The sequence below is a fragment of the Streptomyces sp. NPDC038707 genome (genome assembly GCF_040636485.1).
Lineage (GTDB): Bacteria > Actinomycetota > Actinomycetes > Streptomycetales > Streptomycetaceae > Streptomyces.
In genome coordinates, this window is the sequence record NZ_JBEZUP010000028.1 from 23,906 (window position 1) to 39,488 (window position 15,583).

Annotated in this window: 14 protein-coding genes; 11 read left to right on the forward strand and 3 right to left on the reverse strand. The window is 71.5% G+C overall.

What is annotated here, in order from left to right; translation table 11 throughout:
- Positions 1–56: 56 nt before the first annotated feature.
- From AB0E62_RS29655 to AB0E62_RS29675, 5 genes are all read left to right on the forward strand, one after another.
- Complete coding sequence (locus AB0E62_RS29655; RefSeq protein ID WP_362200451.1) at positions 57–1,517, forward strand: aldehyde dehydrogenase family protein; 1,461 nt, start codon at positions 57–59, stop codon at positions 1,515–1,517.
- A 116-nt stretch (positions 1,518–1,633) separates the two neighbouring features.
- Positions 1,634–2,176, forward strand: a complete 543-nt coding sequence (locus AB0E62_RS29660; protein WP_362200454.1) for a DinB family protein — start codon at positions 1,634–1,636, stop codon at positions 2,174–2,176.
- 23 nt (positions 2,177–2,199) lie between these two features.
- A complete protein-coding gene (locus AB0E62_RS29665) occupies positions 2,200–2,841 on the forward strand; it encodes a PadR family transcriptional regulator (RefSeq protein WP_362200457.1) in 642 nt (213 codons plus the stop codon).
- Positions 2,842–2,914: 73 nt separating this feature from the next.
- The gene (locus tag AB0E62_RS29670; RefSeq protein ID WP_362200460.1) at positions 2,915–3,733 is read left to right on the forward strand and encodes a MerR family transcriptional regulator; all 819 of its coding nucleotides are present in this window, start codon (positions 2,915–2,917) and stop codon (positions 3,731–3,733) included.
- A gap of 200 nt (positions 3,734–3,933) precedes the next feature.
- Positions 3,934–4,953 carry a DedA family protein gene (locus tag AB0E62_RS29675; protein ID WP_362200463.1) on the forward strand — a complete coding sequence of 340 codons (1,020 nt, stop codon included), beginning with the start codon at positions 3,934–3,936 and terminating at the stop codon, positions 4,951–4,953.
- 27 nt (positions 4,954–4,980) lie between these two features.
- Here AB0E62_RS29675 and AB0E62_RS29680 read toward each other — a convergent pair whose 3' ends face one another.
- Positions 4,981–6,642 (reverse strand): threonine/serine exporter family protein, encoded by a 1,662-nt coding sequence (locus AB0E62_RS29680; RefSeq protein ID WP_362200466.1) that lies wholly within the window; start codon positions 6,640–6,642, stop codon positions 4,981–4,983.
- A gap of 132 nt (positions 6,643–6,774) precedes the next feature.
- Complete coding sequence (locus AB0E62_RS29685; RefSeq protein ID WP_029381130.1) at positions 6,775–7,266, reverse strand: inorganic diphosphatase; 492 nt, start codon at positions 7,264–7,266, stop codon at positions 6,775–6,777.
- Between the two features lie 124 nt (positions 7,267–7,390).
- On the opposite strand from AB0E62_RS29685, the gene dacB reads away from it, so the two are divergent.
- The 6 genes from dacB to folE all read left to right on the forward strand — a co-directional run bounded on the left by dacB (position 7,391) and on the right by folE (position 15,022).
- Entirely contained in the window at positions 7,391–8,944 is a 1,554-nt protein-coding gene (gene dacB, locus AB0E62_RS29690) for a D-alanyl-D-alanine carboxypeptidase/D-alanyl-D-alanine-endopeptidase (RefSeq protein ID WP_362200469.1), read from the forward strand.
- A 57-nt stretch (positions 8,945–9,001) separates the two neighbouring features.
- Positions 9,002–10,135 carry a zinc-dependent metalloprotease gene (locus tag AB0E62_RS29695; protein WP_362200472.1) on the forward strand — a complete coding sequence of 378 codons (1,134 nt, stop codon included), beginning with the start codon at positions 9,002–9,004 and terminating at the stop codon, positions 10,133–10,135.
- A 194-nt stretch (positions 10,136–10,329) separates the two neighbouring features.
- Positions 10,330–11,361, forward strand: a complete 1,032-nt coding sequence (tilS, locus tag AB0E62_RS29700) for a tRNA lysidine(34) synthetase TilS (RefSeq protein ID WP_362200475.1) — start codon at positions 10,330–10,332, stop codon at positions 11,359–11,361.
- A gap of 126 nt (positions 11,362–11,487) precedes the next feature.
- On the forward strand, positions 11,488–12,048 hold the full coding sequence (hpt, locus tag AB0E62_RS29705; protein WP_030606186.1) for a hypoxanthine phosphoribosyltransferase: 561 nt from the start codon (positions 11,488–11,490) through the stop codon (positions 12,046–12,048).
- A 195-nt stretch (positions 12,049–12,243) separates the two neighbouring features.
- On the forward strand, positions 12,244–14,283 hold the full coding sequence (ftsH, locus tag AB0E62_RS29710) for an ATP-dependent zinc metalloprotease FtsH (protein WP_362200479.1): 2,040 nt from the start codon (positions 12,244–12,246) through the stop codon (positions 14,281–14,283).
- Between the two features lie 133 nt (positions 14,284–14,416).
- Entirely contained in the window at positions 14,417–15,022 is a 606-nt protein-coding gene (gene folE / locus AB0E62_RS29715; protein ID WP_362200482.1) for a GTP cyclohydrolase I FolE, read from the forward strand.
- A 22-nt stretch (positions 15,023–15,044) separates the two neighbouring features.
- Here the strand turns inward: folE and AB0E62_RS29720 are convergent, their stop codons facing one another.
- A complete protein-coding gene (locus AB0E62_RS29720) occupies positions 15,045–15,533 on the reverse strand; it encodes a DUF3180 domain-containing protein (protein WP_362200485.1) in 489 nt (162 codons plus the stop codon).
- Between the last annotated feature and the right edge of the window lie 50 nt (positions 15,534–15,583).

Genomic DNA, 15,583 nt, shown 5'->3' on the forward strand with positions numbered 1-15,583 from the left:
TGACGTCCTGTCAGACACGGCGCAGAACTGGTGTCCGCTAGCGATTGAGGGATCACATGTCGTCCTACTTCAGCGACCTGGCCCAGCAGTACATCGACGGCGAGTGGCGCCCGGGCACGGGCTCCTGGGACGTCATCGACTTCAACCCCTACAACGACGAGAAGCTGGCCTCGATCACCGTGGCCACCGTCGAGGAGGTGGACCTGGCCTACCGGGCCGCCGCTCGCGCCCAGCAGGAGTGGGCGAAGACCAACCCCTACACCCGGCGGGCCGTCTTCGAGCGTGCGCTGCGGCTGGTGGAGGACCGTGAGCAGGAGATAGCCGACCTGATCACCGCGGAGCTGGGCGGCACGCGCGTCAAGGCCGGCTTCGAGCTGCACCTCGCCAAGGAGTTCCTGCGCGAGTCGGTCCACCTCGCGCTGCGCCCCGAGGGCAGGATCCTGCCCTCGCCGGGTGACGGCAAGGAGAACCGCGTCTACCGCGTGCCGGTCGGTGTCGTCGGGGTGATCAGCCCGTTCAACTTCCCCTTCCTGCTGTCGCTGAAGTCGGTCGCCCCGGCGCTCGCCCTCGGCAACGGCGTGGTGCTCAAGCCGCACCAGAACACCCCGATCGCCGGCGGCACCCTGATCGCGAAGATCTTCGAGGACGCCGGGCTGCCCGGCGGTCTGCTGAACGTCCTGGTCACCGACATCGCCGAGATCGGTGACGCGTTCATCGAGCACCCCGTCCCGAAGGTGATCTCCTTCACCGGATCCGACAAGGTCGGCCGGCACGTCGCCACCGTGTGCGCCAGGCACTTCAAGCGCTCGGTCCTCGAACTCGGCGGCAACAGCGCCCTGGTGGTGCTGGACGACGCCGACATCGACTACGCGGTGGACGCGGCGGTCTTCAGCCGGTTCGTGCACCAGGGCCAGGTCTGCATGGCCGCCAACCGGGTCCTTGTGGACCGCTCCGTCCACAAGGAGTTCACCGAGAAGTTCGTCGCCAAGGTCAGGACCCTGAAGGTCGGCGACCCGACCGACCCGCAGACCGTGATCGGCCCCGTGATCAACTCCGCGCAGGCCGCCGCGGTCTCCGGGACCGTCGAGCAGGCGCTCGCCGAGGGAGCCACCGCCCTGGTGCACGGCACCACGACCAACAACCTGGTCGAGCCGAGCGTGCTGACCGGCGTCCCGGCCGGCTCGCCGCTGCTCCAGCAGGAGGTCTTCGGCCCGGTCGTCTTCCTCATCCCGTTCGACGGCGAGGAGGACGCGGTGCGGATCGTCAACGGCACGCCGTACGGCCTGAGCGGTGCCGTCCACACCGGGAACATCGAGCGCGGGGTGGCCTTCGCCCAGCGCATCGACACCGGCATGTTCCACGTGAACGACGGCACCGTGCACGACGAGCCGATCGTGCCCTTCGGCGGGGAGAAGCACTCCGGCGTGGGCCGCCTCAACGGCGAGACGACGCTGGAGGCGTTCACCACCGTCAAGTGGATCTCGATCCAGCACGGCCGCAGCGGATTCCCGTTCTAGCCGTACCTCTGATCCCGCACGGGGGCCATTGCGGCCAGGACCTGACCGCAATGGCCCCTAGCGTCGTTCCTGCCGGGGAGAACCCCGGCGGACGGCCAGACGAGAGGCGGCGGGTCATGGTCACGCACGTTCCGGCGGAGGACGAGGGCGACGAGCGGGGAGCGCTGCTCGCGTTCCTCGAGGAGCAGCGCGGCGGGATCCGCCGGGCGCTGCTCGGGCTGACCGAGGAGCAGGCCCGTACCCGTCCGAGCGCGAGCGAACTGTCCCTGGGCGGCCTGCTCAAGCACGTCGCCGAGACGGAGCAGGGCTGGGTCGCCCGGGCGAGGCGGGAGCCGCCCGCCGTGCGGCGCGACCCGTCGAACTGGCACGAGTCGTTCCGCCTGACGGACGACGAGACGGTCGCCGCGCGGCTGGCCTACTGGGAGCGGGTGGCCGCCGGCACGGAGGAGCTGATCCGGTCCGCGCCCAGCCTGAACGACACCTTCCCGCTGCCGCCCGACCCCTGGTTCCCGCCCGAGGGCCGCGTCTCGCTGCGCTGGCTGTGCCTGCACCTGATCCGCGAGACGGCCCGGCACGCCGGCCACGCCGACATCATCCGCGAGTCGCTCGACGGGAAGACCGCGTTCGAGCTGGTCGCCGAGGCGGGGACCCCGGCCTGACCGGGGGTCCTAACCTGGACCCCATGTCAGCGATCCGTCTCCTCGTGCTGGGCGCGGTCCGTCAGCACGGCCGGGCCCACGGCTACCAGGTGCGCAACGACCTGGAGTACTGGGGCGCGCACGAGTGGTCCAACGCGAAGCCCGGTTCGGTCTACCACGCCCTGAAGCAGCTGGCCCGGCAGGGACTGCTGCGCGCGCACGAGACCGCGCCGTCCACGGCCGGCGGGCCGCCGCGCACCGAGTACGAGATCACCGGCCGCGGCGAGGAGGAGTTCCTCCGGCTGCTGCGGGAGTCCCTGGTCTCCTACGACCAGAAGCCCGACGTCCGGTCGGCGGCCCTCGGCTTCCTGGTCGAGCTGCCCCGCGCGGAGGCCGTGGAACTGCTGCGGGAGCGGATCCGCCGGATCGGGCGGTGGCGGGACTCCGTGACCGGGGACTACCTCCCCGAGGGCGGCCCGCAGCAGCTCGGCCACATCGGCGAGATCATGCGCATGTGGCTCCACACGGCCGACTCCGACGCGGCCTGGACCCAGGGCCTGGTCGACCGGCTGGAAGCGGGCGCGTACACCTTCGCGGGCGAGGGCGACCCGTTCGTCGGCGTCCTCGCCGAGGGCCGGGAGAACCCGTACGCGACGGGGGAGCGGCACCCGGAGGACGACCGCTGAGCGGCCTCGGCTTGCACCTCACGCGACGTGAGGGCGCAGGGTGGACGGCGTACCGACCGAAGGAGCGGAAGAAGTGAGCCACCCCGTGGGACAGGCACGGCCCGTGGGACAGGAGCGGCACCCGGGACGGGTCTACTCCGTGGGCCAGGTCGCCGGATTCGCCGGGATCACGGTGCGCGCCCTGCACCACTACGACGAGATCGGACTGCTCGTGCCCGGCGGGCGTACCCACGCCGGGCACCGGCGCTACACCGAGGCCGATCTCGACCGGCTCCAGCAGATCCTGTTCTACCGGGAGCTCGGCTTCCCGCTCGACGAGGTCGCGGCCCTGCTCGACGATCCGGACACGGACCCGCGCGCGCACCTGCGCCGCCGGCACGACGTGCTGACCGCCCGGATCGAGAAGCTCCAGAAGATGGCCGCGGCCGTGGAGCACGCCATGGAGGCACGCAAGATGGGCGTCAACCTGACACCGGAGGAGAAGTTCGAGGTCTTCGGCGACTTCGACCCGGACGAGCACGCGGACGAGGTGGAGCGGCGCTGGGGCCACACCGAGGCCTACCGGCAGTCGCAGGACCGGACCGCCTCCTACACCAAGGAGGACTGGAAGCGGCTCAACGCCGAGCTGGACGCGGTCCACGGCCGGATGGCCGCCCTGCTCGCCGAGGGCGTGCCCGCGGACGCGGAGGCGGCCATGGAGGTCGCCGAGGAACACCGCCGGTTCATCACCCGCGCGTACTACGACTGTGGGCACGAGCTGCACACGTGCCTCGGCGAGATGTACGTCACCGACGAGCGGTTCACCGCCACGTACGAGGCGATCCGCCCCGGTCTGGCCCGTTACATGCGGGACGCGATCGTGGCGAACGCGGCCCGGCACACCGGGTCCTGAGCCGACCGGCCCGGGAGCGCACGGGGTTCGCTCCCGGGCCGGAACCTCACGTGTCCCCGGAGGCACAGCTTTCTCCGGGGCCTCGCACAGGGCATCCTGGAGCGACCGGTGGAACCTGGGCACGGCACATCGCGTTGATAGCTTTGTGCGGCCGCACTCGGAAGCCGTAGCCGCCCTCACCCCTTCAGGAGCCCGGACCCGTGATGACACTCGCCCTAGGCCCGAGCTGGCTCGATCCCAACTACCTGCTCGACACCTACAGCATCTGGGGCCTGCTGCTCATCGTCTTCGCCGAGTCCGGCCTGCTCATCGGCTTCTTCCTGCCGGGTGACTCGCTGCTGTTCACCTGCGGCCTGCTGATCACCTCCGGCGATCTCGACTTCCCGCTGTGGGCCGCGATCGGCCTGATCTGCCTCGCCGCGGTCCTGGGCGACCAGGCGGGCTACATGTTCGGCAAGAAGGTCGGCCCGTCCCTGTTCAACCGCCCGGACTCGCGCCTGTTCAAGCAGGAGAACGTCACCAAGGCGCACGAGTTCTTCGAGAAGTACGGCCCCAAGTCCCTGGTCCTGGCCCGCTTCGTGCCGGTCGTGCGCACGTTCACGCCGATCATCGCGGGCGTCAGCGGCATGAAGTACCGCTCGTTCCTGGTCTTCAACGTCATCGGCGGTGTCCTGTGGGGCGCCGGTGTCACCCTGCTCGGCTCCTGGCTCGGCAACATCGCGTTCGTCAAGGACAACATCGAGGCGATCCTCATCCTGATCGTCCTCGTCTCCGTGATCCCGATCGCGATCGAGTTCCTGCGCGCCCGCGCCAAGGAGAAGAAGGCCGCCCGGACCCGGCCGCAGCCCCAGCCGGTGCCGGCGCAGCCCGCCCACCAGCAGCCCCGGCCCGAGTACCGGCAGCAGCCCCCGGTCATGGACGACGCCACGACCCAGCTGCGGCGCATCGAGCCGGAACAGCCGCGCCACGAGGAACAGCGGTACGAGCAGCCCGGGTACCCGCAGCCGCAGCAGCGGGACTGGAACCGGCAGCAGGGCTACGACCCGTACTACGACGGACAGCAGCAGCACCAGCAGCAGCCGTACGACCAGCAGCGGTACCCGCAGCAGCAGTGGAACCAGCAGCAGCACCCGCAGCAGCAGGGCTACGACCAGCGCCAGGGCTATGACCAGCAGCAGTACGACGAGAACGGCTACCCGTACGACCAGCGCCGCCCGTAGCCGCCGGGACCCCGGACCGTACGGCGCTCAGAAGCCCCTGGTCCGCTTCGCCGCCCGGCGCTTCCCGGCGGAGCCGATCCGCAGGAACAACCGGGATATCTCCGAGCCCAGGTTGACCCCGATGGCGATGGCCATGGCCAGCGACACGGCCTTGGCCAGCGACACCAGCCCCTTGTCCACGTCGTTCTGGGCCATGGACAGCAGCCCGAAGTAGGTCGCGGAACCGGGCAGCAGCGGTCCGATCGCCGCCGTCGTGTACGGCAGCGCGGAAGCGAACCGGTACCGGGCCAGCAGCTGTCCGAACAGGCCCACCAGGCCCGCCGCGACCGCCGTGGAGGCCACCGGTGAGATGCGGCCGGTGAGGTGCATCGCGCCGTACACCGACCAGGCGACGCCCCCGTTCAGGGTCACCCAGAGCACGGTGGAACGTTCCTGCTGAAGCAGGACGGCGAAGGTCAGGGACAGCAGCATCGAGGCCGCGAGCTGCACCGCCGGCTGCTCCGTCACCGTGAGCGCGGCCTCCGGATTCAGCTTGCCGCCGATCTTCACGCCGAAGTACAGGACGGTCAGCACCCCGGCGACGATGCCGACGAAGAAGTACATGACCTCCAGCAGCCGCGCGGAGGCGGTGATGTAGAAGCCCGTCAGCCCGTCCTGCACCCCCGCGACCAGCGCCCGCCCCGGCAGCAGCGCGAACAGCCCACCGGTGATCACCGCCGAGCCCTGCACGTCCACGTGGGCCAGGGTCAGCGCCACCCCTATCGCCGCGGGCGGCATCGCGGCCACCATGAACTGGTAGAACTCCGGCAGCCCGCGGCCCGCGCACAGCCACGCCAGCCGGTCGCCGAGCATGGCACCGACGGCCGCCGCCACGAACACGATCGCGTCGAGCTTGCCTTCCACCAGCAGGGAGGCCGCACCGGCCAGCAGCCCGCCGGCCAGGGTCAGCGCCCAGCCGGGGTAGGGATGCCGGTTGCGGCGGATCTCCGCCAGGCGCCGGTAGGCCTCCTCCAGCGAGACCTCGGTCTCCGGGTCGCTGAGGTCGTCCACGAGCCGGAAGACGGCCGCCAGCCGGGTGTAGTCGGTGCCCCGCCGCCGTACCGTCCTGGACGCCGTCACCGGGTCGTCCACCAGGGACGGCTGGTGCGAGATCGACAGCAGGGTGAAGGTGACGGTCGGCTCGCAGCGGTCCAGGCCGTAGGACCGGCACACCGCGAACATCGCGGCCTCCACGTCCTCGGCGCCCTCCCCGCCGGCCAGCAGCAGCTCGCCGATCCGCAGGGACAGGTCCAGCACGCGCGGGACGGCCGGGCCGCCCTCCTCCTCGCGCTGCACCGGCTCCGGGGCCGGCCGCTCGGTCACCGGCATGCGCAGCATCGTGCGCATCCGGTCCTGCCAGGGCGCGTCCTTGATCAGGCTGACCAGCGGCACCCCGGTTGCCGGCGTGAACGCGGCCGGCGCCTCCTTCGCGCTGTAGGTGCGCGGCGGCGTGAACGCGGAGCCCTCCGGCTCGGCACCGGCCGGCTGCGGCGTCTGCAGCCCCTCCGGCACCGCGAACTCGGAGGTCGTCTCGCTCTCACCGCCGCCCTTGGGGACGTCCAGACCCCGCGGGATCGCGAACTCGGAGGTGATCTCCGGGTCGTACCGCGCCTCGTCCGACCGGGGCTTGCGGTCCTCCGCCTCCGTCACTTCGCACCGCTCCCTGCACGACACCTTGCGTAGCCCTCAGTATGCGCACACGTACCCCGATGGGCCGCATGCGTGCACACATGCGAACGGGCCGCACGCTCGGCGTGCGGCCCGTCCACGGGAAGCCGGGGGTCAGTGACCGCCCTGCTCCTTGAAGCGCTTGTACGACCGCTCGATCTCCGCCTCGGCGTCCGTACGGCCCACCCAGTTGGCACCCTCGACCGACTTGCCGGGCTCCAGGTCCTTGTAGACCTCGAAGAAGTGCTGGATCTCCAGGCGGTCGAACTCCGACACGTGGTGGATGTCCCGCAGGTGCTCCACCCGCGGGTCGGTGGCCGGCACGCACAGCAGCTTGTCGTCGCCGCCCGCCTCGTCCGTCATCCGGAACATGCCGATCGCACGGCAGCGGATCAGGCAGCCCGGGAAGGTCGGCTCGTCCAGAATGACCAGCGCGTCCAGCGGGTCGCCGTCCTCGCCGAGGGTGTTCTCGACGAAGCCGTAGTCGGTCGGGTAGGCGGTCGAGGTGAAGAGGCGACGGTCCAGGCGGATCCGGCCGGTCTCGTGGTCCACCTCGTACTTGTTCCGCGAACCCTTCGGGATCTCGATCGTGACGTCGAACTCCACCGGTGGCTCCTCCATGATCAGCACATAGTTCTGGTGGTTAAGTGTCCCTCACGCAGGTGTGTGATCGCGAAAGGGGCTGGTGGTCGTGCCAGAGCTGGGGCCTTGGCGAACCGCGGGACCGCGGGTGGCGCGGCTCGCGAACGCCGTCCGACCACGTCTCGCGCGCGCCGTGACGGCCGTGCGGCCGAAGCTCGCACGGCTGCCGAAGGCCGTGCGGACCGGCCCTGCGCACCTCCCCCGTCTCCCCCGTCCGCGCACCGTCCGGACCTGGCAGTACACCGCGGGCGCCGCCACCGCCGGCCTGGCACTGGCCGCCGGTGTGGTGACCGCGGCCGGACCCTGGGACGCCACGGGTCAGCGTACGGCCGAGCGGGACCGCGCCGCCGCCTTCGAGCGGTCAGGTGGCGCAGATCACGGTCGCCCCGGCACGGCCCCGGGCGGTCTCCGGCCCGCACCGAGCGCGGGACCCGTGCTGACGGGACTGGGCGGTGTCGCGGGCGCGGTGGGCACCAGACGGACCGCGCCGGACGCCCGGGCCGTCTCGGACGCCCTGGAGCCCCTCCTGGACGCCCCCGAGCTGGGCGGCGACCACGCGGCGGCCGTCGTCGACGCCACGACCGGCGAACGCCTGTACGACGCCGACGCCGGCAAGGCCCTCACCCCCGCCTCCACGACCAAGATCGCCACCGCCGTCGCCGCCCTGTCCGCCCTCGGCCCCGACCACCGCCTCACCACCCGCACCGCCCTCGAACCCGACACCCGGGAACTCGTCCTGGTCGGCGGCGGCGACCCCACCCTGACCGCGCGCGCCCGCGCCGCCGGCTGGGCCAGCCTGCGGACCCTGGCCGCGGACACCGCGAAGGCCCTGCGCGCACGCGGCATCCACCGGATCACCCTGTCCTACGACACCACCCTGTTCACCGGCCCCGCCCTGCACCCCATCGGCGTCAACGACAACCTCGCCCCCGTCACCGCCCTGACCGCCGACGAGGGCCGCACCGACGACTCGACCAGCGGCCCGGTGATCCGCGTCGGCGACCCGGCGGCGGACGCGGCGGTGAAATTCGCGGGCTTCCTGAAGGCCGCCGGCATCACGACCACGCACCCCGGACCCTCCAAGGCCAGCACGCGCGCGCAGACCCTCGCCTCCGTCTCCTCGCCGCCGCTGTCCGCCCTGGTCGAGCGCATGCTCACGTACAGCGACAACGACATCGCGGAGGCCCTGGCCCGGCACACGGCCCTGGCCGGCGGACGTCCGGCGAGCTTCGCCGGCGGCGCCGGGGCCGTCGCCACCCAGCTGCGCGGGCTGGGCCTGCCGACGGCGGGCGCCGTCTTCCGCGACGGCAGCGGCCTGGACCGCGCCGACCGGCTCACCGCCGGCCTGCTGACCGGCCTCCTGGTCCGGGCGGCCGACCCGGACCGCCCCGGCCTGCGCCCGGTCCTCACCGGCCTGCCCGTGGCCGGGTTCACCGGCACGCTGAGCGAGCGCTACGCCGACGGCGCGTCCGGCCTCGTGCGTGCCAAGACCGGCACCCTGACCGGGGTGAACGCCCTCGCCGGCACGGTCGTGGACTCCTCCGGCCACCTGCTGGCCTTCGCCTTCCTGGCCTCCGGCACCACGGACCCGGCCCAGGCCCAGTCGGCCCTGGACAAGGCGGCGACGGCGCTCGCGAACTGACCACCACCGGCCCCCACGGCCTGCCCCAAGCGGGAACGCTCACGTACGGTTGACAACATGACTGGCTTCGGTGGCACCGCATCTCCCGGGATGGTCGACTGGAACCTCGCGGTGGCGACCGCGACACGGCTGGTACGGCCCGGCCCCGACGTCAGCCGCGACGAGGCCAGGGCCGTCGTCGCGGAGCTGCGCCGGCACGCCAAGGCCTCGGAGGAGCACGTCCGGGGCTTCACCCGGATGGGCACGGAGGAGACCCACGACACCCCCGTCCTCGTCGTGGACCGCCCCGGCTGGGTCCGGGCCAACGTCGCGGGCTTCCGGGAGATCCTCAAACCGCTGCTGGAGAAGATGCAGGAACGGCGCGGCGGCGGCCCCGGCGGCGCGGTCCTCGGCGCCGTCGGCGGCAAGGTCACCGGCGTGGAACTGGGCATGCTCCTGTCGTTCCTGTCCTCCCGGGTCCTCGGCCAGTACGAGACCTTCGCCCCCGCCGGCCGCGACCTGCCCGCCGGTGCGAACGGCGGCGGCCGGCTGCTGCTGGTGGCGCCCAACATCGTGCACGTGGAGCGCGAACTCGACGTCGAGCCGCACGACTTCCGGCTGTGGGTGTGCCTGCACGAGGAGACCCACCGCACCCAGTTCACCGCCGTGCCCTGGCTGCGCGACCACCTGGAGGGCGAGATCCAGTCGTTCCTCGCGGAGACCGACGTAGACCCGATGACCTTCCTGGAGCGCATCCGGGACGCCGCGCAGTCCCTGGCCGGCGGCCGTCCCGAGGGCGAGGAGGAGGACGGCGGGCGCTCCTTCGTGGAACTGGTGCAGACCCCGGCCCAGCGGGAGATCCTCGGCCGGCTCACCGCCGTGATGTCCCTGCTGGAGGGCCACGCCGACTACGTCATGGACGGCGTCGGCCCCAGCGTCGTACCGAGCGTCGCCGAGATCCGCGAGAAGTTCCAGCAGCGCCGGGCGAAGGGCGCCTCCCGCCTGGACGCCGCCCTGCGCAAGCTGCTGGGTCTGGATGCCAAACTGAGGCAGTACCGCGACGGCGAACGGTTCGTGCGCGCCGTGGTCGAGCAGGTCGGCACCGACGGCTTCAACCGCGTGTGGACCTCGCCCAACACCCTCCCCACCAAGGCGGAGATCGCCAAACCGGCGGACTGGGTCGCGCGGGTGCACGGCCCGGCCGAGGGGTGAACGGCGCGGCGGAGTCGTGAAGCGGATCCGGCCGACGGCAGGCGAACGCCCCTCCAATCACCCGTCCGAGGGACCGTATGCCATGCGTAGGCGTGCGATGCTCGGGGAACGCCCCGGTTCTGTCACCATCTACACACTCTGAGTGACCGACCCCGGGGTCCACCCCCCGGAAAACTTCATGAAGGGAACCGGACATGGGTCCCCATCCTGCGGTCGCGGCGATACGCCTGGCGGTCCGCCGCGTCCTCCACGACATCCTGAACGACCAGACCTCCCGCGCGCCCGCGGGGCCGACGGCGGCCGAGCGGCCCCCCTCCCCGCTCGTCCTCGTCGCGTGCTCCGGCGGCGCCGACTCCATGGCCCTCGCCTCCGCCCTCGCCTTCGAGGCCCCCAAGCTCGGCGTCCGCGCCGGCGGGATCACCGTCGACCACCGCCTCCAGCCCGGCTCCGGCCTCCGCGCCGAGGAGGTCGTCGTGCGCCTGCGCGAGCTGCGCCTCGACCCGGTCGAGTCCGTCGCGGTGACCGTCGGCCGCGAGGGCGGCCCCGAGGCCGCCGCCCGGGACGCCCGCTACGCCGCCCTGGATGCCGCCGCCGAACGCCACGGCGCCGCCGCGATCCTGCTCGGCCACACCCGCGACGACCAGGCCGAGACCGTCCTGCTGGGCCTCGCCCGCGGCTCCGGCATCCGCTCCCTGTCCGGCATGGCCGCGGTCTCGGGGGCCGGCGGCCGTTACCGGCGGCCCTTCCTGCACCTGGACCGGCAGACCGCCCGCAAGGCCTGCATGGTCCAGTCCCTGCCGGTGTGGGACGACCCGCACAACGCCGACCCGGCCTACACCCGCTCCCGGCTGCGGCACGAGGGACTGCCCGCCCTGGAGAAGGCCCTCGGCAAGGGCGTGGTGGAGGCGCTGGCCCGCACCGCCCAGCTCTCCCGCGACGACGCCGACGCCCTGGACACCTGGGCCCGGCAGGCCGAGGCCTCCGTACGGGACGCGGCCGGCCTGCTGGAGTGCGCCAAGCTGTACGCCCTGCCGCCCGCCGTACGCCGCCGGATCCTGCGCCGCGCGGCCATCGAGGCGGGCGCCCCGGCCGGTGCGCTGTTCGCCCGCCACATCGAGGAAGTCGACCGGCTCATCACCGGCTGGCGCGGCCAGGGGGCCATCAATCTCCCCGGCCGGGTCGTCGCCCAGCGGCAGGGTGGCAGACTGGTGATTCGGCAAGGCTGACGACCGGCCCCCGCGGAGTGCCCACACCCGGTGCCCTCCGGCGGGCCGGGCGGCCCCCTCGGGCCGTACACGCGGCCGCAGCCGGTGGCCGCGCACGCGGCCGTAAGTGCGGGACGACCGAAAGTGATGCGGGTGGACGCGAAAGACATGGGTGCCGACCTCCAGCGGGTGCTCATCACCAAGGAAGAGATCGACGCGAAGCTGGCCGAGCTGGCCGCGAAGATCGACGCGGAGTACGCGGGCAAGGACCTGCTCATCGTCGGCGTCCTCAAGGGCGCGGTGATGGTCATGGCGGACCTCGCCCGGGCGCTGTCCACCCCCGTCACGATGGACTGGATGGCCGTGTCCTCCTACGGCGCGGGCACCCAGTCCTCCGGTGTGGTGCGCATCCTCAAGGACCTCGACACCGACATCAAGGGGCGGCACGTCCTGATCGTCGAGGACATCATCGACTCCGGGCTGACCCTGTCCTGGCTGATCAACAACCTGGGCTCCCGCGAGCCCGCCTCCCTGAAGGTGTGCACGCTGCTGCGCAAGCCGGACGCCGCCAAGGTCGCCATCGACGTGGAGTGGGTCGGCTTCGACATCCCGAACGAGTTCGTCGTCGGCTACGGCCTCGACTACGCCGAGAAGTACCGCAACCTGCCGTTCGTCGGTACGCTCGCGCCCCACGTCTACGGCGGCTGAGCCAGTCGGCCCAAGCCAGTAGGACGATCGGGAACCCCAGCGGGTTCCGTTCCGTTGAAGCAAGCGGAGACGGGTTTTCCCAGCCGCCGAATCGGCTCCGTGCGGCTTCGGGCACCAATGCTGGGGTACCGTCAGAAGAACTGTCTTATCAAACTCACTATGGCAGGAGGGACGGGGCGGCACCGCTCCGTATGGATGGACGTGAAGCGATACTTCCGTGGGCCGGTCATGTGGATCGTGCTGGCCGTCCTTGCCGTGGTCGTGTTGATGCAGGTCGTCGGCTCGTCCGGCGGCTACAAGACGGTGGACACCGGCCAGGTCGTGGCGGCGATCAACGCGAACAAGGTCGAGTCGGCCAAGCTCACCACCGGTGACGAGCAGAGCATCAAGGTCACGCTCAAGGACGGCTACAAGGTCGAGGGCAGCTCGAAGATCCAGGCGAGCTACATCGGCGACCAGGGTGTGCAGCTCGCCGGCACGCTGCAGACCAAGTACCAGGAAAAGCAGATCACGGACGGCTACACGGTCTCGCCGTCCAAGCAGAACCCGTTCGTCGGCGTCCTGCTCTCCCTGCTCCCCTTCGTCCTGATCGTGGTCGTCTTCCTGTTCCTGATGAATCAGATGCAGGGTGGCGGCTCCCGGGTCATGAACTTCGGCAAGTCCAAGGCGAAGCTCATCACCAAGGACACCCCGAAGACGACCTTCTCCGATGTCGCCGGCTGCGACGAGGCCGTCGAGGAGCTCCAGGAGATCAAGGAGTTCCTCCAGGAGCCGGCCAAGTTCCAGGCCGTCGGCGCCAAGATCCCCAAGGGCGTGCTGCTCTACGGCCGCCCGGGTACCGGCAAGACGCTGCTCGCGCGCGCCGTCGCGGGCGAGGCGGGCGTCCCGTTCTACTCGATCTCCGGTTCCGACTTCGTCGAGATGTTCGTCGGTGTCGGTGCCTCCCGGGTGCGTGACCTGTTCGAGCAGGCCAAGGCGAACGCCCCGGCGATCGTCTTCGTGGACGAGATCGACGCGGTCGGCCGCCACCGCGGCGCCGGCCTCGGCGGCGGTCACGACGAGCGCGAGCAGACCCTGAACCAGCTGCTGGTCGAGATGGACGGCTTCGACGTGAAGGGCGGCGTGATCCTGATCGCCGCCACCAACCGGCCGGACATCCTCGACCCGGCCCTGCTGCGCCCCGGCCGCTTCGACCGGCAGATCGCGGTCGACCCGCCGGACCTCCAGGGCCGCCTGGAGATCCTCAAGGTCCACCAGAAGGGCAAGCCGGTCGCGCCCGACGTCGATCTGGCCGCCGTGGCCCGCCGCACCCCGGGCATGACCGGTGCCGACCTCGCCAACGTGCTGAACGAGGCCGCGCTGCTCACCGCCCGCGGCGACCAGAAGCTGATCGACAACAAGGCGCTGGACGAGGCGATCGACCGTGTGGTCGCGGGCCCGCAGAAGCGGACCCGGATCATGTCGGACAAGGAGAAGAAGATCACCGCGTACCACGAGGGCGGTCACGCCCTGGTCGCGGCGGCCTCGCCGAACTCCGACCCGGTCCACAAGATCACGATCCTCTCCCGCGGCCGTGCCCTCGGTTACACGATGGTCCTGCCCGACGAGGACAAGTACTCGACCACCCGCAACGAGATGCTCGACCAGCTCGCCTACATGCTGGGCGGCCGGGCGGCCGAGGAACTGGTCTTCCACGACCCGACCACCGGCGCCGCGAACGACATCGAGAAGGCCACCAACCTGGCCCGCGCGATGGTCACGCAGTACGGCATGACCGAGCGTCTCGGCGCGATCAAGTTCGGCGGGGACAACAGCGAGCCGTTCCTCGGCCGTGAGATGTCCCACCAGCGGGACTACTCGGAAGAGGTCGCCGCGCTGGTCGACGAAGAGGTCAAGAAGCTCATCGAGACCGCGCACAACGAGGCCTGGGAGATCCTGGTCGAGAACCGCGACGTGCTCGACAACCTCGTTCTCCAGCTGCTGGAGAAGGAGACCCTGGGCAAGGAGGAGATCGCCGAGATCTTCGCCCCGATCGTCAAGCGTCCGCCGCGGCCCGCCTGGACCGGTTCCTCCCGCCGCACCCCGTCCACCCGTCCGCCGGTGCTCTCCCCGAAGGAGCTGGCACTGACCAACGGCGCGAACGGCGCGACGGCGTCGATCAGCACCGTGAAGTCGACGGCGGCGGAGTCCGCCCCGGTGACGGAGCAGTCCCCCGAGGACCGCTCCGAGAGCTGACCGGCCCCGGACACCCGGCCCGGAATGAATGCCGCGCCCCCCAGGTTCTAGCCTGGGGGGCGCGGCATTTCGCATGTCCGCAGTTTCGGAACGCGAGACAGACGCGCGTCATGGCGCGGGAACGAGGAACCAGATGACCGACCCGGTGACGCTGGACGGCGAGGGCCGCATCGGCGAGTTCGACGAGAAGCGCGCCGAGAACGCCGTGCGCGAGCTGCTGCTCGCGGTGGGGGAGGACCCGGACCGCGAGGGGCTCAGGGAGACGCCGGCCCGGGTCGCGCGCGCCTACCGGGAGATCTTCGCCGGTCTGTGGCAGCAGCCGGAGGACGTCCTGACGACGACGTTCGACATCGGGCACGACGAGATGGTCCTCGTGAAGGACATCGAGGTGTACTCGACCTGCGAGCACCACCTGGTGCCGTTCCGGGGCGTCGCCCACGTCGGCTACATCCCGTCCGAGAGCGGCAAGATCACCGGGCTGTCCAAGCTGGCCCGCCTGGTCGACGTCTACGCCCGCCGGCCCCAGGTGCAGGAGCGTCTGACCACGCAGATCGCGGACTCCCTGATGGAGATCCTGGAGCCGCGGGGCGTCATCGTCGTCGTCGAGTGCGAGCACATGTGCATGTCGATGCGCGGTATCCGCAAGCCGGGCGCGAAGACCATAACGTCCGCCGTGCGCGGTCAGCTGCGCGATGTCGCCACGCGCAACGAGGCGATGAGCCTGATCATGGCGCGCTGACCCGGCGGGCCGGGGCCGGCGGTCAGGCCGCCGGCTGCGCCCCGGGAGGGTTCTCGTCGTCGTCCTCGGGGAGCCTGCACACCCGCTCCAGGAACAGGGCGGCCGCTATCACGCCGACCCCGGCCAGGACCGAGAACCCGGCGTAGATCGCCTGGTCGCGGCGGGCCGGGAAGTCCAGCAGTTCCAGCAGGAAGACGCCCGTGCCGCCGTACATGCCGGCGACGAGGGCCGCGACCAGGGCGCTGGCCTGGCCGAAGACGACCGCCCGGGCGGCCATCAGCGGGTCGACGCCCTTGGCGCCGGGCCGGCGCTCGCGCTGCGCCCTCAGCCGGGCGCGCAGCGAGAGCGCCGTCGCGAGCAGGACCACCGCGATCAGCGCGAGGACCACGGGGGCGGCCAGGGGGACGCTCGGCAGGGTCCCGGTCGAGTTCCAGAGGCGGGCGCCCGCCCAGGACAGGACGCCGGCCACGACGAACACGCCCGCCAGCACCCTGATGCGCAGCTCTCTCACGGTGTCCCTTCAGTTCCCCCGGACGCTTCCCGGACGGTGGTCGTTACGGA